Source organism: Agromyces sp. MMS24-JH15 (assembly GCF_043518605.1).
GTDB lineage: Bacteria > Actinomycetota > Actinomycetes > Actinomycetales > Microbacteriaceae > Agromyces.
The window spans coordinates 1534759-1558364 of sequence record NZ_CP171358.1; the positions used below are offsets into that span (position 1 = coordinate 1534759).

22 protein-coding genes and 2 tRNA genes are annotated in these 23606 nt (G+C 70.6%); 15 read left to right on the forward strand and 9 right to left on the reverse strand.

The genetic code is table 11. The annotated features are described in order from the left end of the window. The first annotated feature begins 154 nt into the window (after positions 1 to 154). From ACDF64_RS06970 to ACDF64_RS07005, 8 genes are all read left to right on the forward strand, one after another. Positions 155 to 1390 carry an extracellular solute-binding protein gene (locus tag ACDF64_RS06970; protein ID WP_394554344.1) on the forward strand — a complete coding sequence of 412 codons (1236 nt, stop codon included), beginning with the start codon at positions 155 to 157 and terminating at the stop codon, positions 1388 to 1390. A gap of 143 nt (positions 1391 to 1533) precedes the next feature. After that, complete coding sequence (locus ACDF64_RS06975) at positions 1534 to 3168, forward strand: ABC transporter permease subunit (protein ID WP_394554345.1); 1635 nt, start codon at positions 1534 to 1536, stop codon at positions 3166 to 3168. Then, the gene (locus tag ACDF64_RS06980; RefSeq protein WP_394554347.1) at positions 3168 to 4157 is read left to right on the forward strand and encodes a sugar ABC transporter permease; all 990 of its coding nucleotides are present in this window, start codon (positions 3168 to 3170) and stop codon (positions 4155 to 4157) included. The genes ACDF64_RS06975 and ACDF64_RS06980 overlap by 1 nt, the downstream gene beginning before the upstream one ends. Positions 4158 to 4269: 112 nt before the next feature. Next, a complete protein-coding gene (locus tag ACDF64_RS06985; protein WP_394554348.1) occupies positions 4270 to 6162 on the forward strand; it encodes a glycoside hydrolase family 13 protein in 1893 nt (630 codons plus the stop codon). A gap of 93 nt (positions 6163 to 6255) precedes the next feature. Next, positions 6256 to 6732: a DUF4190 domain-containing protein gene (locus tag ACDF64_RS06990; protein ID WP_394554349.1), complete on the forward strand. Its 477-nt coding sequence runs from the start codon at positions 6256 to 6258 to the stop codon at positions 6730 to 6732. A 61-nt stretch (positions 6733 to 6793) separates the two neighbouring features. Next, positions 6794 to 6865: transfer RNA gene (locus tag ACDF64_RS06995), tRNA-Thr, on the forward strand. A gap of 28 nt (positions 6866 to 6893) precedes the next feature. Next, positions 6894 to 6967, forward strand: a tRNA-Met gene (locus ACDF64_RS07000). A 155-nt stretch (positions 6968 to 7122) separates the two neighbouring features. Then, complete coding sequence (locus ACDF64_RS07005) at positions 7123 to 7686, forward strand: NYN domain-containing protein (protein WP_394554351.1); 564 nt, start codon at positions 7123 to 7125, stop codon at positions 7684 to 7686. An 11-nt stretch (positions 7687 to 7697) separates the two neighbouring features. On the opposite strand, the gene ACDF64_RS07010 is transcribed toward ACDF64_RS07005, so the two are convergent. The 4 genes from ACDF64_RS07010 to ACDF64_RS07025 form a co-directional block, all read right to left on the reverse strand. Further along, positions 7698 to 8261 carry a Dps family protein gene (locus ACDF64_RS07010; RefSeq protein ID WP_394554353.1) on the reverse strand — a complete coding sequence of 188 codons (564 nt, stop codon included), beginning with the start codon at positions 8259 to 8261 and terminating at the stop codon, positions 7698 to 7700. A gap of 96 nt (positions 8262 to 8357) precedes the next feature. After that, entirely contained in the window at positions 8358 to 8564 is a 207-nt protein-coding gene (locus ACDF64_RS07015) for a dodecin family protein (RefSeq protein WP_394554354.1), read from the reverse strand. 72 nt (positions 8565 to 8636) lie between these two features. Next, positions 8637 to 9134: a GNAT family N-acetyltransferase gene (locus tag ACDF64_RS07020; RefSeq protein ID WP_394554355.1), complete on the reverse strand. Its 498-nt coding sequence runs from the start codon at positions 9132 to 9134 to the stop codon at positions 8637 to 8639. A gap of 1 nt (position 9135) precedes the next feature. Next, a complete protein-coding gene (locus ACDF64_RS07025) occupies positions 9136 to 9579 on the reverse strand; it encodes a rhodanese-like domain-containing protein (protein WP_394554356.1) in 444 nt (147 codons plus the stop codon). Positions 9580 to 9672: 93 nt separating this feature from the next. Here ACDF64_RS07025 and ACDF64_RS07030 point away from each other — a divergent pair, with 93 nt between their 5' ends. After that, complete coding sequence (locus tag ACDF64_RS07030; protein ID WP_394554357.1) at positions 9673 to 10134, forward strand: Lrp/AsnC family transcriptional regulator; 462 nt, start codon at positions 9673 to 9675, stop codon at positions 10132 to 10134. A gap of 34 nt (positions 10135 to 10168) precedes the next feature. Here ACDF64_RS07030 and ACDF64_RS07035 read toward each other — a convergent pair whose 3' ends face one another. Continuing rightward, on the reverse strand, positions 10169 to 10291 hold the full coding sequence (locus tag ACDF64_RS07035; RefSeq protein ID WP_394554358.1) for a hypothetical protein: 123 nt from the start codon (positions 10289 to 10291) through the stop codon (positions 10169 to 10171). A gap of 239 nt (positions 10292 to 10530) precedes the next feature. On the opposite strand from ACDF64_RS07035, the gene ACDF64_RS07040 reads away from it, so the two are divergent. The 6 genes from ACDF64_RS07040 (at position 10531) to ACDF64_RS07065 (ending at position 19988) form a co-directional block, all read left to right on the forward strand. Further along, a complete protein-coding gene (locus tag ACDF64_RS07040; RefSeq protein WP_394554360.1) occupies positions 10531 to 11805 on the forward strand; it encodes an ABC transporter substrate-binding protein in 1275 nt (424 codons plus the stop codon). Positions 11806 to 11942: 137 nt separating this feature from the next. Further along, entirely contained in the window at positions 11943 to 12914 is a 972-nt protein-coding gene (locus ACDF64_RS07045) for a carbohydrate ABC transporter permease (RefSeq protein ID WP_394554361.1), read from the forward strand. Then, positions 12907 to 13770, forward strand: a complete 864-nt coding sequence (locus ACDF64_RS07050) for a carbohydrate ABC transporter permease (RefSeq protein WP_394554362.1) — start codon at positions 12907 to 12909, stop codon at positions 13768 to 13770. The genes ACDF64_RS07045 and ACDF64_RS07050 overlap by 8 nt, the downstream gene beginning before the upstream one ends. Next, positions 13767 to 16784, forward strand: coding sequence for a glycoside hydrolase family 2 TIM barrel-domain containing protein (locus ACDF64_RS07055; RefSeq protein WP_394554363.1), 3018 nt, complete (start codon positions 13767 to 13769; stop codon positions 16782 to 16784). The genes ACDF64_RS07050 and ACDF64_RS07055 overlap by 4 nt, the downstream gene beginning before the upstream one ends. Further along, the gene (locus ACDF64_RS07060; protein WP_394554364.1) at positions 16784 to 17797 is read left to right on the forward strand and encodes a substrate-binding domain-containing protein; all 1014 of its coding nucleotides are present in this window, start codon (positions 16784 to 16786) and stop codon (positions 17795 to 17797) included. The genes ACDF64_RS07055 and ACDF64_RS07060 overlap by 1 nt, the downstream gene beginning before the upstream one ends. A 46-nt stretch (positions 17798 to 17843) precedes the next feature. Next, the gene (locus ACDF64_RS07065) at positions 17844 to 19988 is read left to right on the forward strand and encodes an alpha-galactosidase (protein ID WP_394554365.1); all 2145 of its coding nucleotides are present in this window, start codon (positions 17844 to 17846) and stop codon (positions 19986 to 19988) included. 73 nt (positions 19989 to 20061) lie between these two features. Here the strand turns inward: ACDF64_RS07065 and ACDF64_RS07070 are convergent, their stop codons facing one another. The 4 genes from ACDF64_RS07070 to ACDF64_RS07085 all read right to left on the reverse strand — a co-directional run bounded on the left by ACDF64_RS07070 (position 20062) and on the right by ACDF64_RS07085 (position 23605). Next, complete coding sequence (locus tag ACDF64_RS07070) at positions 20062 to 20805, reverse strand: DivIVA domain-containing protein (protein WP_394554366.1); 744 nt, start codon at positions 20803 to 20805, stop codon at positions 20062 to 20064. Then, positions 20802 to 22010: a globin domain-containing protein gene (locus ACDF64_RS07075; protein WP_394554367.1), complete on the reverse strand. Its 1209-nt coding sequence runs from the start codon at positions 22008 to 22010 to the stop codon at positions 20802 to 20804. Before ACDF64_RS07075 ends, ACDF64_RS07070 begins: the two co-directional genes overlap by 4 nt. Before the next feature lie 6 nt (positions 22011 to 22016). Then, positions 22017 to 22421 carry a group 1 truncated hemoglobin gene (locus tag ACDF64_RS07080; protein WP_394554368.1) on the reverse strand — a complete coding sequence of 135 codons (405 nt, stop codon included), beginning with the start codon at positions 22419 to 22421 and terminating at the stop codon, positions 22017 to 22019. Positions 22422 to 22528: 107 nt separating this feature from the next. After that, entirely contained in the window at positions 22529 to 23605 is a 1077-nt protein-coding gene (locus tag ACDF64_RS07085) for a DNA polymerase IV (protein WP_394555067.1), read from the reverse strand. Between the last annotated feature and the right edge of the window lies 1 nt (position 23606).

The window sequence follows — 23606 nt, forward strand, 5'->3', positions numbered from 1 at the left end:
CGGGTTATACATGTAATCGCTTGCATTCCCTGCGAGCACTCCAAACGGAAGAACGGCCTTTCGGGCTCGGTGCTCGGTTCTGCATGCGGAACGGGAACACAGCTCCTGCACCAGGCGAAGGCGCCGGTCTCACGCAACTGAGAAGGGCACACCAATGAGGGTGAACACGAAGGGCCTCCTCGCTGCCGGAGCCGTCGCGGTCGTCGCGACGCTCGGCCTCGCGAGCTGCGCCGCCGGCAGCGGCAGCGAGAGCACGACCGAGGAATCGGCCACGAGCACGCTGACCGTCTGGGTCGACGCGGAGCGGGTCGACGCGCTGAAGGGCGCGGCCGAGGCGTACACCGAGAAGACCGGCGTGAAGGTCGACCTCGTCGGCAAGGACAACGCCGACATCAAGGACGACTTCATCCAGCAGGTGCCGACCGGCAAGGGCCCGGACATCACCATGGGTGCACACGACTGGCTGGGCGAGCTCTCGACCAACGGCGTCGTCGCCCCGATCGAGCTCGGCGACTCCGCCGCCGGCTACCTGCCCGTCGCGATCGACGCGTCGACCTACGAGGGCACGACCTACATGCTCCCCTACGCGGTCGAGAACATCGCGGTCATCCGCAACGCCGACCTCGTCCCCGAGGCTGCCACGAGCTTCGACGACATGATCGCCAAGGGCACGGCCGCCGGCCTCACCCAGCCGTTCGTCGTGGAGCAGGGCGCCGAGGGCAACCCGTACCACCTGTACCCGTTCCAGACCGCGTTCGGTGCGCCCGTCTTCGGCTCGACCGACGCAGGCTACGACCCGACCGACCTCCAGCTCGGCAACGCCGGCGGCGAGGCGTTCGCGCAGTGGCTCGCCTCGCAGGGCAAGAACGGCACCGGCGTCTTCAACACCGACATCGACGGCGACATCGCGAAGGACTCGTTCCTCACCGGCAAGTCGGCCTTCTGGCTGACCGGCCCCTGGAACGTCGGCTCGGCGATCGACGCGGGCCTCAACGTCGCGATCGACACCGTCCCCAGCCCGACGGGTGAGGCCGCTTCGCCGTTCGCCGGCGTCAAGGGCTTCTTCATCTCGGCCGAGTCGAAGAACAAGGTCGCCGCGAACGACTTCCTGGTGAACTACATCGGCACCGAGGACGTCCAGCTCGAGCTGTTCAAGGCCGGCAACATCCTCCCCGCGCTCTCGGCCGCAGCCGAGACCGCGTCGAGCGACCCGATCATCAAGGGCTTCGCAGCCGTCGGTGCCGAGGCCGTCCCGATGCCGGCCATCCCGGCCATGGGCTCGGTGTGGCAGTACTGGGGCATCGCCGAGGCCGAGATCATCAACGGCGCCGACCCGGTGTCGACGTGGCAGAAGCTCGCCGCCGACGTCGAGGCCGCGATCGCCGGTTAGTCCGACGCCGCCGGTCGGGTAGCGCCCGCGGAGGGGGCGCGTGTCGAGGGTTCGTGATGGGGTCTCGATACGCGTCCTCGCTCCGCTCGGGCGCTACTCGACCACCGGTCGCCCACCGCCGTCGCAGTGATGAGGAACACGAGATGACCACGACCACCCAGAACGACCGCCCGGTCGAGACATCCGAGGCGCCGCCCGAGCCGCCGACCAAGCGACAGCGGCGTGCCGCGGCGATCGCCGACGCGGCATCCGGCAACCTCGTCGCCTTCCTGGTGAAGCTCGTGGGCATCGCGCTCGTCGACGCGCTCGCGGTCTACGCGGTGTTCGCGCTCATCGCGCACGACCAGTGGATCGTGACCGCGGTCGTTGCGGCCGTGACCGTGCTGGTCAACTGGATCTACTTCTCGCGCCGGAAGCTTCCGGCGAAGTACCTCACGCCCGGCGTGATCTTCCTCGTCGTGTTCCAGGTGTTCGTGCTCCTCTACACGGGGTACATCGCCTTCACGAACTACGGCACGGGGCACAACGGCTCCAAGGAGCAGGCGGTCTCGTCGCTCATGGCGTCGTCGCTCCAGCGGGTCGAGGACTCGCCCACCTACCCGGTCACGGTCGTGGACCGCGGCGGCGAGCTCGGCCTGCTCGTGACCGACCCCGAGACGGGTGAGGCGTCGGTCGGCACGACCGTCGAGCCGCTCGCGCCGGTCGACGCCGAGTTCGACGGCGACAAGGCTGTCGCGACCGACGGCTGGACCACGCTGCAGTTCGCCGACGTGCTCGCACGCACCGACGAGGTCACCGCGCTCTCGGTTCCCTACTCGGACGACCCGAACGACGGCGCCGTCCGCACGCCCGACGGGCAGAGCGGCTACCGCTACATCTCGACGCTCGCGTACGACGAGGCTGCCGGCACCATGACCGACCTCGAGACGGGCACCGTGTACGCCGACTCGGGCGTGGGAGCCTTCACCGCCGAGAACGGCGACCAGCTCCTGCCGGGCTGGCAGATCACGGTCGGCTTCGACAACTTCGTGCGCGCCGTCACCGACTCCCGGCTCGCCGGCCCGCTCGTGTACGTGACCGCGTGGACCTTCGCGTTCGCGCTCATCTCGGTCGCCACGACGTTCTTCCTCGGCCTGTTCCTCGCGATCGTCTTCAACGACCTGCGGATGCGCGGGCGCAAGATCTACCGGGTCCTCATGGTCCTGCCGTACGCGATCCCGTCGTTCCTGTCGGTCCTGATCTGGGCGGGCATGATGAACGAGAGCTTCGGATTCATCAACCAGGTGCTCCTCGGCGGGGCATCCATCCCGTGGCTGACCGACCCGTGGCTCGCGAAGGTGTCGATCCTGATCGTGAACCTGTGGCTCGGCTTCCCGTACATGTTCCTGGTGTGCACCGGGGCGCTGCAGTCCATCCCCGACGAGCTGCAGGAGGCGGCGACCGTCGACGGCGCGAAGCCGTGGGCCGTGTTCCGGCTCATCAAGCTCCCGCTGCTGCTGGTGACGGTCGCACCGCTGCTGATCGCGTCGTTCGCGTTCAACTTCAACAACTTCAACACCATCTACATGCTGACCGACGGCGGTCCGCGCGACTCGAACGCGCCGATCCCGGTCGGCTTCACCGACATCCTGATCACGATGGTCTACAAGGTCGCGTTCACCGGGCAGACCCGCGACTACGGCCTGGCGAGCGCGTACTCGATCATCATCTTCATCGTCGTCGCGGTGATCTCGATCATCGCCTTCCGCCGCACCAAGAGCCTCGAGGAGCTGAACTGATGGCCGCACCGAACGCAGTCCCCGGCACGCCGGGCGGCCTCCTCGCCGGCGAGATCGAGGAGTTCGAGGATGCCTCGACCCGGGCGTACTCGTCGCAGGGCGAGGGTCCCCGCCACATCCCGACCAAGCGCCCGTTCCGCTTCGGCCGCTGGTTCCGGGCGACCGGCTGGCGGCACGTCGTCGGCGTGATCGTGGTCGCGTTCTCGCTGCTGCCGATCGTCTTCGTGGTGTCGGCGTCGCTCAACCCGCACGGCACGCTGACGGGCTCGAACGCCCTGTTCTCGCAGATCGGGCTCGACGCGTACGTGCGGATCCTCACCGACCCGCAGGTGCCGTTCACGACGTGGTTCGGCAACACGCTGCTCATCGCCGGCATCACGGCGGTCTCGACGACGTTCCTCGGCGCGCTCGCGGCGTACTCGTTCTCGCGGATGCGGTTCACGGGCCGCCGGTTCGGGCTGGTCTCGATCGTCGTCGTGCAGATGTTCCCGCAGCTGCTCGCGGTCGTCGCGATCTTCCTGCTCATGTCGACGATCGGCGACCTGTTCCCGGCGATCGGCCTGAACACGCGGGTCGGCCTGATCATGGTGTACCTGGGCGGTGCGCTCGGCGTGAACACCTATCTCATGTACGGCTTCTTCAACACCGTGCCGTCGTCGATCGACGAGGCCGCGAAGATCGACGGCGCGGGGCACGCGCGGATCTTCTTCACGATCATCCTGCGACTCGTCGCGCCGATCCTCGCGGTCGTCGCGCTGCTCAGCTTCATCACGAGCGTGAACGAGTTCGTCGTGGCATCCGTGCTGCTCATCGACACCGACCAGCAGACGCTCGCCGTCGGCCTCACGAAGCTCGTGTCGAACCCGCGCTACGCGGACTGGTCGGCGTTCTCGGCGGGTGCCGTGATGGCGGCGCTGCCGGTGGTCGCGCTGTTCCTGTTCCTGCAGAAGTACATCGTCGGCGGGCTCACCGCGGGCGCGGTCAAGTAGTCGCGAGGTCGCACCGGCGCCGTCACGGCGGCGCCGGTGCGTCTGCGCGTCGACAGCCTGGGGTCGCGCCGGACGCAACCATCTCGAAACCTCCGGATGGAAGGGTGAACCCATGCCGACCCCGCACCACGACGGATCGCCGCTGCACGTCTCGAACCAGGCGCCGACGCTCGGCGACGAGGTGCGCGTGCGCCTGCGCGTCCCGCACGGCGCGCTCGGCGCCGACGGCGCGCCGCTCGGCCCGCTCGCCTGGGTCGGGACGCGGTCGAACCCGAACCGCGAGCCGCGGTTCGACCACGCCGCGCTCGTCGGCTCCGCCGACGGGTGGGACTGGTGGGAGGCGACGGTCGAGGTCGAGAACCCCGTGCACGGGTACCGTTGGTTGCTCGTCGGCGAGGACGGCCGCCAGCACTGGCTGAGCCAGGGCGGGTACCGCGCGACCGAGCTGCGCGACCACGACGACTTCCGGCTGGTCGCGCACGAGCCGGCGCCCGACTGGGCCGCCCGGAGCATCCTCTACCAGGTCTTCCCCGACCGGTTCGTGAAGTCGGCGGATGCCCCGTTCGACGCGCTCCGCGCGGCCGACGCGCTGCCCGAGTGGGCGATCCCCGCCGACTGGCCGGACGCGGTCGACCCGGTGCCGCCCGGGCGGTCGCACCAGGTGTTCGGCGGCGACCTCGACGGCGTGCGCGAGCGGCTCGACCACCTCGTCGGGCTCGGGGTCGACCTGCTGTACCTCACGCCGGTGTTCCCGGCGCGGTCGAACCACCGGTACGACGCATCCACCTTCGATCGCGTCGACGACCTGCTCGGCGGCGACGACGCGCTGGTCCGGCTCGTCGAGGCGGCGCATGCGCGGGGCATCCGGGTCATCGGCGACCTGACCTCGAACCACTCGGGCGACGCGCACGAGTGGTTCCGCAGCGCGCAGGCCGACGCGGCGTCGGCCGAGCGCTCCTTCTATCACTTCGCCGAGGATGGCTCGTACGAGTCGTGGCTCGGCGTGCCGAGCCTGCCGAAGTTCGACTGGTCGTCGCCCGAGCTGCGGCGGCGGTTCGTCGACGGGCCCGACTCGGTGGTCGCGAAGTACCTGCGCGCACCGTTCTCGCTCGACGGCTGGCGGATCGACGTGGCGAACATGACCGGCCGGCTCGGCTCGGTCGACCTGAACGCCGAGGTGCGGCAGGCGATCCGCCGCACGATGCTCGACGTGAACCCCGACACGATCCTGCTGGGGGAGTCGACCAACGACGCGGCATCCGACTTCCAGGGCGACGCGTGGCACGGCGCGATGACCTACGCCGTGTTCACCCGGCCGGTGTGGGGCTGGCTGCAGGAGCCCGGGAGCCCCGCGGGCGGCGGGATCGGCTTCGCGCTCGGCCGCGTGCCCGCGCTGACCGGCCCGCAGTGGGTCGACGCGCACCGGGCGTTCGCGGCCGGCTTCCCGTGGCGGACCAGGCTTGCGACCATGAACGCGCTCGACACCCACGACACCCCGCGGTTCGCGACGAACGCGCGCCCCGGCACGGTGCCGGTCGCGTCCGGGCTCGCGGTGACGCTGCCGGGCATCCCGGTGGTGTGGGCCGGCGACGAGTTCGGGCTGGTCGGCGAGGACGGCGAGGCGAGCCGCACCCCGATGCCGTGGGGGAGCGCGGACGATCCGGAGGTCGCGCCGACGCTCGCGGCGTACCGCGACCTCGTCGCGCTGCGACGGTCGCACCCGGTGCTCGCGACCGGCGGCATCCGCTGGCTCGCGGTCGGCGACGACGCGGTCGCGTTCGTGCGAGAGAGCGCGGATGCCTCGGTGCTGGTGTTCGCCACGCGCGCGGCCGCGCGGCTCGAGCTCGAGGAGGGCGAGGTGCCGACGGATGCCCCGACGCGGGGGCTCGCCGCGTTCGGAACCGCTCGACTCGGGGCGTCGGCGACAGGTCGCGTGACGCTCGAGACGACGGGTCCGGCGTTCGCCGCCTGGCTGCTGCCCGGCGTCGCGGCGCCGGCGGCCTGATCGGGTGGGGAGGGTGTGCTGCGTCGCGCCCGCCGATCGGTACGATGACCACGTCCCGCGACCCGAACGCCCGACCCCCAGCTTGGAAGTGCCGTGACCGCTGCGCCCGAAGACCCGACCCGGACCATCTCGCCCGTCGCACCGCCGGAGGCGGTGGTGCCCGCGTACGCTGCGCCCGCGTACGCTTCGCCGGCGTACGGCGCGCCGCAGCCCTACAGCGCACCGCAGCCCTACGGCGGCCAGCCGTACCCGGGGTACCGGTACGACGCGCAGTGGTCCGCACCCGCCGCGCCGCCGAACAACGTGTTCGCGTGGGTGGCGTTCGGCCTCGGGCTCGGCGGCCTGATGTTCGGGCTCCTGACCTCGATCGCCGCGATCGTGTTCGGTCACCTCGCGCGACGGCAGATCCGCGAACGCGGTGAGCAGGGCGGCGCTGCGGCGCTCACCGGCCTGATCTTCGGGTACGTCGTGACCATCGGACTGCTGCTCGTGATCGTGGCGTACGTGCTCCTGATCGTGTTCGCGATCGCGGCCTCGACGAGCGTGAGCGGGGTCGGTTCGAGCCTCTGACCGCCGATTCGGAGGACGCGCGCGGAGGTGATATCCTCGTACGGTTGCCGAAACGGCATACGCCCCGATAGCTCAGTGGTAGAGCACTTCCATGGTAAGGAAGGGGTCGTCAGTTCAATCCTGACTCGGGGCTCTGGTTCGCCGCTCAGCGGTGGCCTTGCGGCGGGGTAGCTCAGGTGGTTAGAGCACACGGCTCATAATCGTGGTGTCGCGGGTTCGAGTCCCGCCCTCGCTACCGCAAAACCCCCGGTTTACCGGGGGTTTCGTCGTTTCCAGGGTGGCCGCGGGATGGCATGCTCGGTGAATTCCGTGGCTTCGAGGGACGCAGAGTCCGTGTTCCCGCAGAGGCGAACGCGCATAGGATTCGGCTGGTACTCGTGAAGGAGGCGCATGTCAGCGGCGGATGCACGAACGACGTGGGTGCTCGTCGACGGTGAGAACATCGACGCGACCCTCGGCACGTCGATCCTCAACCGGCGACCGCAGCCGGACGAGCGGCCGCGATGGGATCGCCTGGTCGCGTTCGCGGCGAGAGTGTGGGGCCAGCCGGCGCGCGGAGTGTTCTTCCTCAATGCGTCGTCGGGTATCCCGATGCCCTTCGTCCAAGCGCTGAAGTCGATGGACTACGTCGTCGTGCCGCTCTCCGGCGAGCCGGACGAGAAGGTGGTCGACATCGCGATCCAGCGCACGCTGCGTGCGCTCCGGAGTCGCCCGGCCGACCTCATGCTGGTGAGCCACGACGGCGACTTCATCCAGGATGTCTCGAACCTGATCGGTCCGCCGCGGCGGGTCGGAGTCGTCGCGTTCTCCGAGTTCCGGAATGGCGGATTCAACGCACTCCCGGGTCTCGAGAAGTTCGACCTCGAGTTCGACGCACGGGTCTTCGACGCTCCACTGCCGCGTCTCCGGGTCATCCCGATCGACGAGTTCGATCCGGTCTCGTTCCTGGACTGAGCAGCGGCCGCTCAGGACTTCCGGGCGACCCGGTTCTCGGCGCTGACCATCCACGCGTACTGCTCGAGCTGCTCGAGGATCGCGTGCAGGATGTCGGCGCTGGTGGGATCCTCCTCGTCGACCGCGTCGTGTACGTCGCGACACGTCGAGACCGTCGACTCGAGGCGTTCGGTGACCAGGTCGACGACCGCGGTGGTGTCGAGTTCTCCGGGTGGGAACTCGGGGAGCGTCGTGGACTCGGCGACCGTGTCGCTGCGCCCGTCGGGGAGCGCGTGGAGTGCGCGCATCCGCTCGGCGACGGTGTCGCTGAACTCACGCGCGGAGTCGATGATCTCGTCGAGTTGACGGTGGGTGTCGCGGAAGTTCTTCCCGACGACGTTCCAGTGCGCCTGCTTGCCCTGCGAGGCGAGCTCGATGAGGTCGACGAGCACCTTCTGCAGGTTCTCGCTGAGCGTCTTGGACGCAGTGAACCCGCTTTCGGCGTTCTGTTCGTCGGTCAGGCTCGCCCCGCGGGCGGGACGGCGCTTGTTGCGGGTGGTGGAGGTACTGCTCGCACTGCTCTGCTTCGCTGGCATGCCCCGAGGCTATGCAGCGGGCGCGCGTCCGTCAGCGGGATTGCCCGCTCCACGGCCGTGTGCTATCCCGAACGCCGATGCGGGCGACCGCGCGGCTCACTCCGGCGCGTACTTGAACGAGAGCTGGATCCGCGCGCGGAACAGCAGCGTCCCGTCGTCGCCGACGACCACGTCCTGCTTCGTCACCTCGGCGATGCGGAGGTCGTGCAGCGACCCCGCGGCCGTAGTGATGGCTTCGCGGGCCGCCTCCTCCCAGGACGAGGCACTCGTGCCGATCACGTCGATCACTCGGTACACGCTCATCTTGACCCCCATGGTCGCTCGATACCGACACGTCCATACTGATCGCGTTCGCGCCGGTATGGAAGGGCCGGGTCAGACCGCCTGGTCGGCGCCGACGCCGAACCGAGTCGTCGCCCGGTGCGCGGGCAGCGGCAACGCGAACCGCACCTTGGCCGCCGCATGCGCATCGGTCCGCCGGTAGAAGCGGATCGCATCGTCGTTCCAGTCCGGGGTCTGCCACTGGAGTTCTGCGGCACCGGCCCGGCGGGCGGCATCCTCGACGGCGCGCATCAGCGCACGGCCGATGCCGCGCCCGCGGGCACTGCCTCGGAGATAGAGGCAGTCGAGGTGGGCGTACTCGGCCGCCCGCCAGGTCGATGCCTCGAGGCTCCAGCTCGCGTAGCCGAGCAGGACGGAGTCGTCGTCGGCGACGAGCACGCGGATCCGCGGTTCCGGGAGGAACAGCGTCGCGGCCAGTGCCGTCTCCAGATCAGGGCGAAGTGGCGCGGCCCGCTCGTACCGCGCATGTGCTCGGATGAGTCGGACCAGTTCGGTGAGGTCGCTCTCGCGGACCGGGCGGACCGCGACCACGTCAGCAGTCGCAGGTGATCGAGTGCACCGGTGCGGTCAGCGGGTCCTTGGCCCGGATGATGCGACCGTGGTCGTCCTCGACGGGGTAGCCCTCGCGCGCCCAGTACTCGAAGCCGCCGATCATCTCCTTGACCTGGTAGCCCAGCTTCGCGAACTCCAGCGCGGCGCGGGTCGAGCCGTTGCAGCCCGGCCCCCAGCAGTAGGTGACGACCGGGACGTCCAGCGGGATCGCGTCGGGTGCACGGGTGGCGATCTCGGCGGTCGGCAGGTGGATCGCCCCGACGATGCGCCCCTGCGCCCAGGCCGCCTCCCCGCGGGAGTCGATCAGGACGAAGCGGACTCCGGCGTCCTGGTCGGCGTGCACGTCCGAGGCGTCGGTCTCGAAGGCGAGCTTGCCCGCGAAGTGGGAGATGAGGTGGTCGGTCGATGAGGTGGTGATCGTCATGTCCGAAACGATATTCACGGCCAGACGCCATCTGAAGGGCCGATTCTCGGCATCCCAGCGCGGACGGCGACGATTTCGTGGCAGTCTTGCCGCATGGCCGCGAATCTCCCGTTCGAACCCGACAAGGTCGATACGGCGATCCTGAAGGCCCTGCAGGCCAACGGTCGGCAGAGCATCGCGGAACTGGCCAGGCAGATCAACATGAGCCACAGCGCTGCCGCCGAGCGGGTGCGCCGGCTCGAGGAATCCGGCGTCATCAGCGGCTACGGCGCCCAGGTCGACGCGGAACGACTCGGATACACGATCCTCGCCTACCTGCGCCTGCGGTACCCCAGCAGCATCTACGAGCCGCTGCACACCCTGCTCGCCGGCCTGCCCGAGGTCATCGAGGCGCACCACGTCACCGGCGACGACTGCTTCATCATGAAGGTCGTCGCGACCAGCATGAAGCACCTCGAACAGGTCAGCGGCAAGATCGGCAGCCTCGGCAGCGTCACCACCAGCGTCGTCTACTCCTCGCCGCTGCCGCCGCGCCCGCTGCTCCCGCCGAGCTGATCCGTTCGCAGGCGGGCGTCGACGACCGACCGGTTCAGTCCGGGTCGCTCGGGTCGATCGGCGCGTGGTGGTCGAAGGCCGCCTCGCCGCGCTTCCAGTCGGTGAACTCCTGGATGTCCCGGGTGCCGTCGAGCGTCGCCCGCGCCGATTCCGACACGCCGACGTTTTCGCGACTTCCGCCTGAAAACTGGCGTGGTGACGTTACCAGTGCTAGTTTTCCCCGCGAGGAAGTGCTCGAGGACGAGCGCGACGATGCGATGTCGCATCCCGTGTTCACTCGGCACCCACTCGTGGTCGGCGAACCCCACGCCGACCGCGCGGCCGAGGCACCACTCGGCGACCAGGAGAACACGGAAGGATCCTCAATCCATGCAACGATCAAGGAAGTTCGCAGCCATGGCACTCGCGGTGGGGCTGCCGGCAGCCCTGCTGCTCAGCGGCTGCACTCCCTCCTCCGGCGACTCGGAGTCCGGCGGCGACGACAACACGCTCACGGTCTGGGCCTGGGACCCGGCGTTCAACATCTACGCCCTCGAGGAAGCCGAGAAGGTCTACCAGCAGGACCACCCCGACTTCAAGCTCGACATCGTCGAGGTCCCGTGGGACGACCTGCAGACGAAGCTCACGACGATCGCGCAGGCCCAGACGTTCGACGAGCTGCCCGACATCTTCCTCATGCAGAACAATGCGTTCCAGAAGAACGGGCTCAACTACCCCGACCTGTTCAGCGACTTCGCCGACTCGGACATCGACTTCTCGGAGTTCCCGGAGGCGGTCACCGCGTACTCGACCATCGACGACGTCAACTACGGCGTGCCGTTCGACTCGGGCACCGCCGTCACCGCCCTGCGCACCGACGTGCTCGAGCAGGCCGGCTACACGATCGACGACTTCACCGACATCACGTGGGACGAGTTCATCACCAAGGGCGAGGACATCCTCGCCAAGACCGGACAGCCGCTGCTGTCGGGCCAGGCCGGCTCCGCCGACCAGATCATGATGATGCTCCAGTCGGCCGGTGCGAGCCTGTTCGACGATGAGGGCAACCCCACGATCGTCGACAACGACGCGCTCCTCGCGGCGATCGACGTCTACACCCGCCTCGTCGAGTCGGGCGTGTTCCTCGAGGTCAACTCGTGGGACGAGTACATCGGCACGCTCGCGAACAGCACGGTCGCCGGCACCTCGCAGGGCGTCTGGATCGTCGGCTCCATCCAGAGCACCGCGGACCAGTCCGGCAAGTGGGCCATCACGAACGTGCCGAAGCTCGAGGGCCTCGACGACGCGACGAACTACACCGCGAACGGCGGATCGTCCTGGGCGCTCTCCTCGAACGCGAACGTCGAACTGGCGTCGGACTTCCTCGCGGCGACCTTCGCCGGCTCGACCGACCTCTACGACACGATCCTGCCCGCCTCGGGCGCGGTCGCGAACTGGATCCCGGCCGGTGACAGCGACGTCTACGCCGAGCCGATCGAGTTCTTCGGCGGCGACGCCATCTTCTCGAAGGTCGTCGAGTACGGCGGGCACGTCCCGTCGAACAACACGGGTGCGTACTACTACGAAGGCCGCGACGCCGTGAGCGCCGCGATCACCCAGATCATGGGTGGCGCCGACCCCGCGACCGCGCTCGGCGAGGCCCAGGCCAACGTCGAGTTCGCGATGGAGTAAGCGGACCGTCGCCCGGGCCGGGGAGCGCGCTCCCCGGCCCGGGCGGCACCGCAGCGGGGCATCCACCGGGAATCCACCGGCGGCCGGCCACCCGCACTCCACCACCCGCACCCCGGTGACGAGACGAAGGATCGACTGTGACTTCTGAAGCGACGACGCTCAAGAGGTCGGCGGACAAGCGCAACCCGCCGCCGCCGCTGAGCAACTCCCTCGGGCCCAAGCGGCCCTGGCTGACCCCCGCGCGGCGGCGCAGCCTCACCGGCTGGTGGTTCCTGATCCCGGCCGCGCTGGTGATCCTGATCATCAACTTCGTGCCGATGATCCAGGCGTTCATCCTGTCGCTGCAGACGGGCCGCGGGACGCGCCTGAACTTCGCCGACCCGCTCTGGTACAACTACCAGCGCCTCTTCGACGATGAGATCTTCAAGCTCACGCTGCAGAACACCTTCATCTACCTGATCATCCAGGTGCCGATCATGCTGGTGCTGGCGATGATCCTCGCCAACCTGCTCAACGACCGGAACCTGCGCTTCCGGGGCATGTGGCGGACCGTGATCTTCCTGCCCTGCGCCGTCTCGCTCGTCTCCTACTCGATGGTGTTCCGCACCCTCTTCGCGACCGACGGGTTCGTCAACGACGTGCTCACCGGGGTGGGCTTCATCGACAGCCCGATCAACTGGCTCGGCGAGGCCGACACCGCGCGGTTCGTGATCATCCTCGGCCTGCTGTGGCGCTGGACCGGCTACAACATGATCTTCTTCCTCGCGGGCCTGCAGACCATCGACCTCTCGAGCATCGAGGCCGCCCGCATCGACGGCGCGAACGCGTGGCAGACGTTCTGGTACGTCACCGTGCCGCAGCTGAAGCCCATGATCGTCCTCACGGCGATCGTGTCGACCAACGGCACGCTCCAGCTCTTCGACGAGTCCTGGGCGCTCACCCGAGGCGGGCCGGCGTACATGACCATGTCGATGTCGCACTACCTCTACGAGGTGTCCTTCCAGAAGAACCCCAACTTCGGCTACGCGGCCGCGATCTCGTACGTGATCCTGATCCTCGTCGCCGTGCTCGCCCTCATCCAGAAGAGGATCGGTGACAAGCGTGACTGAGACCATGGCAATGACGGTGCCCGAGAAGGCCCGCACGCGGAGGCCGGTCCGGCCGAAGCTCCGCCGCCTCCCCGGCTACCTGTTCCTCACGGTGTTCGCCGTGTTCTCGGTCTTCCCGCTGTACTTCATGGCGGTCTCGGCGACGAACACCAGCTCGGACGTCCTGGCCTCGAAGATGCTCCCGGGCGGCGAGCTGTTCGCGAACTTCGAGAAGCTGTTCGCCGCGCAGGACGTCGTCGGCGCGATGTGGAACTCGTTCGCGATCGCGGCCGGCACGACGGTCCTCGCCCTGATCATCTGCTCGATCGCCGGCTACGGGTTCGAGGTGTTCCACTCCAAGGGCAAGGACGTCGTCATGTCGATCCTGCTGCTCGCGATGTTCATCCCGTTCGCCGCGGTGATGATCCCGCTCTTCCAGATGTTCGCCAAGGTCGGGATGGTCAACTCGCTCGGCGCGGTGATCATCCCCGCCATCGCGACGCCCTTCCTCATCCTGCTGTTCCGCCAGTCGTCGCGGTCGTTCCCGCACGAGATCATCGAGGCGGCGCGCATCGACGGACTCGGCGAGGTGTCGATCTTCGCGCGCATCTACATCCCGACGATGCGGGCGACGTTCGCCGCGGCCGCCGTGATCACGTTCCTCACGGCGTGGAACAACTTCCTGTGGCCGAAGGTGATCCTGGTGAGCAACGACATCATCACCATGCCGATGCTCATCTCGAACCTGAGCGCCGGGTACGTGACCGACTACGGCGTGCTCATGCTCGCCGTGCTGCTCGCATCCCTGCCGACCATGATCATCTTCTTCGCCCTGCAGCGCGCCTTCGCCGAGGGCATCACCGGAGCCGTCAAGTGACGTTCGACATCACCCGCATCGCCGACCCAGAGTACGTCTGCGAGCACCGGCTCGCCGCGCACTCCGATCACCGCTGGTTCGGCGACGCGGCCGAGGCATCCGAGGGGGTGAGCCGCTACGAGCAGTCGCTGAACGGCCGCTGGAAGCTGCACTACGCGAAGAACCAGGCCGCGACCCTGCCCGGGTTCCCGGACGTCGACGCCTCGGGCTGGGACGACATCCCCGTGCCGGCGCACATCCAGCTCCACGGTTACGACCGCCCCCAGTACGTGAACGTGCAGTACCCGTGGGACGGCGTCGAGCAGGTCGACCCGGGGCAGGTGCCGACGCGGTTCAACCCGGTCGCCTCGTACGTGAGGCCATTCACGCTCGACCGCCCGCTCGAAGCGGGCGAACGGCTGAGCGTGTGCTTCCACGGCGTCGAGAGCGCGATCGCGCTGTGGCTCAACGGCCGCTACCTCGGGTACGCGACCGACAGCTTCACGCCGTCGGAGTTCGACCTCACCGACGCACTGGTGGACGGCGAGAACACGCTCGCCGCGCAGGTGTTCAAGTGGAGCAGCGGGTCGTGGCTCGAGGACCAGGACTTCTTCCGGTTCTCCGGCATCTTCCGGGATGTCACGCTCTACCGCCGCCCAGCGGTGCACGCCGAGGACCTGCGGATCTCGACCGGGCTCGACGAGGCGAACACGTCGGCCGACGTGCGGCTCACCGTCGCGCTGCGCGGCGAGGGGACGGTCCGGGCGCATCTCGCCGGGGTGGGCGACCTCGCCGACCTCGGCGGCGGCGAGTTCGGCATCCGCATCGAGCGGCCCGAGCTCTGGAGCCCGGAATCGCCTGCGCTGTACGAGCTCACCGTCGAGGTGCGCGACGCCGACGGGGCGCTCGTCGAGGTGATCCCGCAGTCGGTGGGCGTCCGCCGCTTCGGCATCGAGGGCGGCGTGCTGCGCCTGAACGGGCAGCGGATCGTGTTCCTCGGCGTCAACCGGCACGAGTTCGGCCTGAACGGCCGGGTCATGACGCGCGACGAGATCGAGTCCGACGTCCGCGCGCTGAAGGCCGCCGGCGTGAACTCGGTTCGGACCAGCCACTACCCGAACAGCAGCGCGTTCTACGAGTTCGCCGACCGGTACGGCCTGCTCGTCATCGACGAGATGAACCTCGAGACGCACGGCGTGTGGGATCGCATCCGCGCGCTCGGGGCGCCCGTCGAGGAGGCGGTCCCCGGTGACCGGCCCGAGTGGATCGCGGCCCTGCTCGACCGCGCGGCGAGCATGTTCGAGCGCGACAAGAACCACGCGAGCGTGGTCGTCTGGTCGCTGGGCAACGAGTCCTTCGGCGGCACCGACCTGCGCGACGTCGCCGACTGGTTCCGCTCGGTCGACGACCGGCCCATCCACTACGAGGGCGTGCACTGGGATCCCCGGTACCCGGAGACCACCGACATCACGAGCCAGATGTACACGCCGGCCGCGGGGGTCGAGGCGCACCTGCGCGAGCACCGCGACAAGCCCTTCATCCTGTGCGAGTACGCGCACGCGATGGGCAACTCGTTCGGTGCGGTCGACGAGTACGTCGAGCTCGCCTACCGCGAGCCGCTGTTCCAGGGTGGGTTCATCTGGGACTTCGCCGACCAGGCGGTCCGGCTGACCGATCCGTACGGGAACGCCTACTTCGGCTACGGCGGCGACAGCGGCGAGGCACCGCACGACGGCGAGTTCTGCGGCAACGGGATCTTCTTCGCCGACCACTCGCCGACGCCGAAGCTCGCCGAGGTGAAGTACCTGTACCAGGGCCTGCGCATCCGGATCGGCGACGACGCGTTCTCGGTCGAGAACCGGTTCCTCTCGACGCCGTCGAGCGCGTACCGCTGCGTCGTGACGCTCTCGCGGGAAGGGCGGGTCCTCCGCGAGGCGACGGTCGAGACCGAGGTCCCGGCGCAGTCGACGGGCGGCATCGCGCTGCCGTTCGCGGTGCCGTCGGCGCCCGGCGAGTACGCGATCGACGTCTCGTTCCGGCTCCGCGCCGACACCGACTGGGCTGCGGCGGGCCACGAGGTCGCGCACGAGCAGCGCGTGGTCGCGGTCGACGCGGGGCCCGAGTCCGCTCCGCCCGCCTCCGTGGCGGCGCCCGCCCCCGAACTCGTGCGCGGCACGCACAACATCGGCGTGCACGGCGACTCGTTCAGCGTGCTGTTCTCGACGCTGCACGGCGGGCTCCTGTCGTACCGCTTCGGGCGCACGTCCGACGGCGGTCGCGAACTGCTGGCCACGCCGCCGCGCCCGAACTTCTGGCACGCGCCCACGTCCAACGAGCGCGGCTGGGGCGGCCCGTTCGAGGACGGCCAGTGGTCGCTCGCGAGCCTGTACGCGCGGGTGCGCGAGCCCATGACGACGACGAAGGTCGAGTCGGATGCCACGTCCGTGACGGTCTCGTACCGGTACGAGCTGCCGACGGTCCCGGCGACGGCCTGCGACGTGTCGTACCGGGTGGACGGATCCGGCCGAGTCGAGGTCACGCAGACGCTGCACCTCGTGGACGGCCTGCCCGACCTGCCCGAGTTCGGGATGCTGCTCACGACCAGGCCGGAGTTCCACCGCCTGCGCTGGTACGGCGACGGACCCGACGAGTGCTACGTCGACCGGCGCGGCGCCGCGCGGCTCGGGGTCTACGAGCGCGACGTCCGCGACGAGCTCACGCCGTACCTGCGTCCGCAGGAGGCCGGCAGCCGCACGGGCGTGCGGTGGGCCGAGGTGACCGACGCGCGCGGGATCGGACTGCGCGTGGATGCCCCGGGCGGCATGGAGTTCTCGGCGCTGCCCTGGACCCCGCACGAGATCGAGAACGCCCGCCACCACACCGAGCTGCCGCCCATCCACCGCACGGTGCTGCGGCCCGCACTCATGCGGCGCGGCGTCGGCGGCGACGACTCGTGGGGTGCGCGCACGCTGTCGAAGTACCTGCTTCCGACGACCGGCGACCTCACCTTCCGGTTCGGGTTCCGGGGGGTGTGATGCAGGAACGCCGTGCTTCGCTCCGCGACGTCGCGCGGTCGGCGGGCGTGTCGCCGCAGACGGCCTCGCGGGTTGCGAACGGGGAGCCGAACGTCGCCCCGGTCGTGCGAGAGCGCGTGCTCGTGGCGATGAAGGAGCTCCAGTACCGTCCGAACGCGGCCGCGCGGGCCATCCGTCGCGGCGCGTTCCGGACGGTCGGGGTCGTGTACCACAGCCTGCATTCGGTCGGCACGCACCGCTCGCTCGAGGAGATCTCGGAGTGCGCGGCCGCGGCCGGCTACGCGACGACCCTCATGCCGCTGTCCGCGCCGAGCGTCGATGCGGCGAACGGCGCGTTCACGCGCCTGGGGGAGATGGCGGTCGACGTGCTGATCATCATCCAGCCCCAGCCGTTCGGCATCGACGACGGGCTGCACCTGCCCATCGGGCTGCCCACGGTGATGCTCGGTCCGCCCACGATGGACGGCGTGGCCTCGATCGAGTTCGACCATGGCGCCGGCGCGCGCGAGGCGGTCGAGCACCTCCTCGACCTCGGACATGCGACCGTGCACCACATCAGGGGTCCGGTCGGGGCGTACTCGGCCGACAGCCGCTCGGCCCAGTGGGCCGCGGTGCTTCGGGAACACGGGCGCCCGGTGCCCGAGGTGCAGCAGGGCGACTGGAGCCCGGCGTCGGGGTACGACGCCATGCGGCGCATCCTCGAGGCCGGCGAGCAGCCGACCGCCGTGTTCGCCGCCAACGACCAGATGGCGCTCGGCGCCTACCGCGCGATCCGGGAGGCGGGCCTGCGCATCCCGGAGGATGTCTCGGTCGTCGGGTACGACGACATCGACGAGGCCGCGATGTTCGATCCGCCGCTCACGACCGTCATCCAGGACTGGGCGCTGCTCGGCCGCGAGGCCGTCGCGCTCGCGCTCGAGATGGAGCGAGGCGGCCGACCCGAGACGGTGACCCTCGACACGCGGCTCGTCGTGCGGCAGTCGGCCGCGCGGCCCGGCGCGGCGGCGGCATGACCGGTCCCCGGACGACCGGTTCGGCGAGGCGGAGGGGCACCTGCCCGTGATCCATCACCTGCGGGCAGCGGGCGTGAGCGTCGTCGTCGACGCGCGCGGTCCGGCCGTCCCGGCCGTGCTGCACTGGGGGAGCGACCTCGGCGAGCTCGATGCGGACGCGCTCGACGCGCTGGCGTCGGCGACGGTGCCGCCGATCCCGCCGTCCTCGATCGACGTGCCGCTCCGCATGAGCCTGCTGCCGACGCTCGGTGAGGGCTGGACCGGACGGCCCGGTTTCGAGGCGTTCCGGTGGGGTGCGGACGACTCGGCATCGGATGCCCCGTCCTCGGCGGCGGCGCGCGCCCTCCGGGCGCCGCGGCTCCGGCAGCGCACGCCGGCCGAGGCGACGCAGGATGCCTCGGGCCACGCGCTCGACATCGAGCTCGAGGATGCCGCGGCCGGCGTCGCGGTCGGCCTGCGCGTCGAGCTCACGCGCGACGGCGTGCTCCGGATCCGGTCCCGCGTCGCCAACACGGGGACGACGCCCCTCGGCCTCGCCCGGCTCGCCGCCGTGCTGCCGGTGCCGCCCCGCGCGGCCGAGCTGCTCGACTTCAGCGGGGTCTGGGCCGTCGAGCGGAGGCCGATCCGACGTGCGCTCGACCACGGCGTCCACGCGCGCGAGTCGCGCCACGGCCGCGGCGGGCACGACGACGCGTTCCTGCTCGTCGCCGGGACGCCGGGCTTCGGCTTCGGCAGCGGCGAGGTGTGGGCCATGCACGTCGCGTGGTCGGGCGACACCGAGGCGTGGGCCGAGCGCTCGGCACTCGGGCCCGCGACCCTCGGCGGCGGGGAACTCCTCGCACCGGGTGAGGTGGTGCTCGCACCGGGAGAGTCGACCGAGACCCCGTGGGTCGTGTTCGCGCACTCGCCGGCCGGCCTCGACGGCGTCTCCGATCGGCTCCACGCGTGGGTGCGCTCGCGGTCGACGATCGCCGGCACGCCCCGCCCGCTCGTGCTCAACACGTGGGAGGCCGTGTACTTCGACCAGTCGCTCGACCGCCTCGACCCGCTCATCCGCGCCGCCGCTCGCGTCGGCGTCGAGCGCTTCGTGCTGGACGACGGCTGGTTCCTCGGTCGCCGCGACGACCGCCGGGCGCTCGGCGACTGGCTCGTCGATCCGGTGGCCTGGCCCGACGGGCTCGCGCCGCTCGTCGACCGAGTGCGGTCGGCGGGCATGGAGTTCGGGCTCTGGGTCGAACCCGAGATGGTCAGCGTCGACTCGGAGCTCGCCCGTGCTCACCCGGACTGGGTGCTCGGCCGCCCGGACGACCCCGAGTGGCGGTTCCAGCGCGTGCTCGACCTGACCGCACCGGGCGTCGTCGACCACCTGTTCGCCCGACTCGACGCGCTGCTCGCCGAGGTCGACATCCGGTCCCTGAAGTGGGACCACAACCGGGACCTCCTGGCCGGGTCCGCGCACGCCCAGACGCTCGCACTGTACGACCTCCTCGACCGGGTGCGCGCCGCGCACCCGGGGGTCGAGATCGAGGCGTGCGCCTCGGGCGGCGCCCGGATCGACCTCGGGATCCTCGAGCGCTCCGATCGGGTCTGGACCAGCGACACGAACGATCCGCTCGTCCGGCAGGAGATCCAGCGCTGGACCGGACTCGTCGTGCCGCCCGAGTACCTCGGAGCGCACGTGGGCGCGCCCGTCGCGCACACGACCGGTCGGGCGTCCGAGCTCTCGTTCCGGCTCGCGACCGCGCTGTTCGGCAGCGCCGGCATCGAGTGGAACCTCGACGCCGCGAGCGAGGCGGAGCTCGACGCGATCGCGGCGTGGACGCGCGAGTACCGTCGGCTCCGTCCGCTGCTCCACGCCGGCCGGGTCGTCCGCGCGGATGCGGAGGATCCCGCGCAGCTGGTCCACGGCGTCGTCGCCCACGACCGCACGCACGCGGTGTTCTCGGTCGCGATCGTGCGCTCGCCGACCGCCGCGCTCCCGCCGCGCATCCGCTTCCCCGGACTCGATCCGGAGCGCCGCTACCTGGTCCGCGCGCTCGACCTCGGCCCCGTGCGCAGCGTGCAGGATGCCCCGCCGCCGTGGTTCGGCTCCGAACCGCGCCTTGCGGGCCGCATCCTCGCGGACGTGGGCCTGCCGATGCCGCTGCTCGCGCCCGGGAACGCGCTGGTGCTCGAGCTGGTCGGGGACTGAGCGGGCGGACGGATGCCGCGACCGGCCTCCGGGTACGGCAGCGGCACCGCCGCCGCACCCGAAGGCGCACGGGTCACGGACTGATGTAGGTCTGCCGCTGGATCGTGGGCAGCGGGGGCACCGCCGGCAGCCAGTCCGGCTCCTCGTCGGGGACCGCGTCCTCGTCGACGACGGGGGCCGGCGCCGCAGGCGCCTCCTGCACGGACTGGGGCAGCGATCCGAGCCGGTCGACCTGCTCGGTCAGCGCATCGAGCACGGAGCGCAACTGGATCTGCGCCACCTGCGCGTACGTGCGCACGTACTCGATCTCGGGCATCGGCGGCAGGGTCGGGATCGGCGCCGTCGAGGTCGGGACCTCCGCCTTCGCGCCGGCCTGCGCCGCGCGCTCGGCGCCGCGCTCGAGGACCTCGCGGTACTGGTTGCGGGCGGTGATGACCAGGTCGCGCGCGTACTGCTCCGCGTCGGCCACGGCCTTGTCCGCGATCACCTGCGCCTGCGAGAGCAGGCCGACCGCCCCGAGCGTCACCTCCTGCTCGAGATCGGAGTTCGCGGACGCCTTGAGCTTCACGTTCTCCGCGCGCAGCGCGGCGAGCTCGCGTCGATCCCGGTCGAGGGCGGTCCGGACGTCCGAGATCGACGTCGCGAGCTCCGCCAGGAAGCCGTCGACCTCCGTCCGGTCGTAGCCGCCGAGCGAACGCGTCGAGAAGCGGGTCGTGCCCGCCTGCTCGAGCCGCGCGACCGCGCTCGCCAGGTGTTCGTCGGGAGCGGGCGGCTCGGGGATCGGGATTCGGTCGGCGTCGTCCCACACGGGGGTCATCGGGTACTTCCCATCTGCGCTGCGGACTGCGACGACGGCTGCGGGGGTCGTGCGTCGTCGCGCACGGCGAGGCTGTCTTCGTCGAGGGTGGCGAAGCGTTCGAACCGGAGGTCGGCCGAACCGAAGCCGAGGTCTCGGAGGCGACCGAGGGTGTGGCGGACCATCGCCCCCGAGCCGCAGACCATCGCGAGGGGGCCGGGGCCGAGCAGGTCCTCGGCCACCGCGTCGCCGATGCGGCCCTTCCGGCCCGGGTAGCTGGGGTCGTCCGAGACCACGGGCGCGTACGAGAACCACGGGCGGCCGGTGAGGTTCTGCAGCAGGCGGTGCTCGTACAGGTTCCACGGCACGCGCGCACCGTGGTATAGGTGCACGCGCGGCGCGTCGCCGGTGGCCTGCCACTGGAGGTCGATCCGCTCCAGGTGCGCCCGAAGCGGGGCGAGGCCTGTTCCGCCCGCGACCATCACGAGGTCGCGCTCGCGATCCGCGTCGCCGAGCGTGAGCTCCTGGCCGACCGCGGCGCCCAGCCGCAGCGTGTCGCCGGCCTTGAGCTGGCGCACGATCCCGCTCGACACCTGCCCGCCGGGCACGAGCTGCACGTGGAACTCGAGCGTGCCGTCGGCGCGCGGCGCGTTCGCGGGACTGAAGTAGCGCCAGAGCCGCGGTGCGTGGGGGGCCTCGACCGCGACCGACTGGCCCGGCTCGTACGCGAAGTCGGGAACGGGCTGGACGTGCACGATCGCGACGTCCATGCTCCGACGCTCGACGCCCGTGACGTGGCCCTCCCACGCTGCCGGACTGGTGCGCTCCGACTCCTCGGCCGCCTGCACCATGACCGTCGCGATCACGCCGTACGCCGCGGCCCAGTCGGCCGCGAGCTCCTCGGTCCAGAGGGCGCCGAGGAAGTGCTTCAGCGTGGTGAGCAGCGACAGGCCGACCGCGTCGTAGTGCTCGGTGATGACCTGGAAGCGACGGTGGTCGCGCCCGAGCTGCTGGATGAACGCGGTCACGTCGTCGAGCTGGTCGACGTTCGACACGATGCGCCCGAGCGCCCCGACGAGCTTGTCGCGCTGGGTCGTCATCGAGACCGGGAACATGGCCCGGAGCTCGGGGTGCGTGTAGAAGAGGTGCGAGTAGAAGAAGAGCGGCACCTCGTCGCCGAGCGATTCGGCCAGCGACCAGGTGTGCTTCAGTGCGGCGGTGTCCACCCCGTGCTACGCCTGCGTCGCGGGGACCTCGACGATGTCGGGCTGGGTCGCCGCGACGGCGGCCACGGTCCGGTCGATGATCTCGGACGGGACACCGGCCTCGGTCAGCGCGGCGATCAGGTGCCCGGCGACGGCTCCGAAGTCGTCGGCCGAGATGCCCTTGCCGGCGTGCGCGGTCCGCAGGTCGCGGCCGTCGTAGGCGACCGGGCCGCCCATGACCTGCGACACGAGCGCGACCTGGTGGCGCTTGAGGCGGACCAGTTCGACGCCGTCGAAGTAGCCGCGGAGCCGGTCGTCGCCGAGCACGAGCTCGTAGAACCGGTTGACGACGGCGGTGATCGCGGGAGCGCCACCGACCGCGGCGTAGTCGCTCAGGGCCTCGGACTCGGTCTGGATCGTGGGGGAACTCATCTTCGGGTATCCAATCGCTGGGGGAACGAACCTCCCCTTTCCTAGCAGACCCGCTCAGGAAGGATCAAAGGTTCTCCCATGCAACTCGGAGGATTCGCCGCTCCGGGTCACCATCCGCCGCGCGTCGGCGTGTGCCCCTCGCGGGCGTCCTCGGGCATCGCCATCTCCGCGCGGAGCCCCAGCAACCGGATCGGCCGGCCGGGTTCGATGCGGTCGGCGGCGAGGCCGAGCATGCGCGCGGTCACGTCGTCGCGGTCGGACGACGACGGGATCCGCCGGCTGAACGTCTTCGTCGTGAACGGCGCGTACCGCACCTTGAGGAACAGGCCGACGACCGGTCGGGCCTCGGCCGCGACATCCTCGAGCACCGACGCGGCGAGCATCCGCAGCGCGCCCTCGATCTCGTCGGGGTCGGCGAGGTCCTGCTGGAAGGTGGTCTCGCGGCCGTGCGCGCGGGCGACCCACGGCGTGTCGTCGACGACGGATGCCCCCGCTCCGCGGCCGAGCTCCCGGTACCAGGGCCCCATGCGCGGCCCGAACTCGGCGACGAGCGGCTCGTCGGGCGCGGCGGCGAGGTCGGCGACCGTCGCGATGCCGAGCGTCGCCAGCCGCCCGGACACCTTCGAGCCCACGCCCCACAGGTCCTTCACCGGCCGGTCGCCCATGACCTCGAGCCAGTTCCCGGCGGTCAGCCGGAACACGCCCTGCGGCTTGCCGAACCCGGTCGCGACCTTCGCGCGCACGAGCGTGTCGCCGATGCCGACGCTGCAGTGCAGGCGCGTGCGCTCGAGCACCGCGCGCTGGATCGCACGTGCGGTCGCCTCCGGATCGTCGGTCTCGATACCGACGAACGCCTCGTCCCAGCCGAGCACCTGCACGGTCGCGCCCGGCTGCGCGCGCAGCGTCGCCATGACCTCGGCCGAGGCCACCTCGTAGTGGGCGTGGTCGACGGGCAGGATGATCGCGTCCGGCGCCTTCCGCGCGGCGATGCGCAGCGGCATCCCCGAGCCGACGCCGAACGCGCGCGCCTCGTACGACGCCGTCGAGACGACGGCGCGCTCGGTCGGGTCGCCGCGGCCGCCCACGATGACCGGGAGCCCGGCGAGCTCGGGACGCCGGAGCACCTCGACCGCGGCGATGAACTGGTCGAGGTCGACGTGGAGGACCCACGGGCGCGTCGGCACG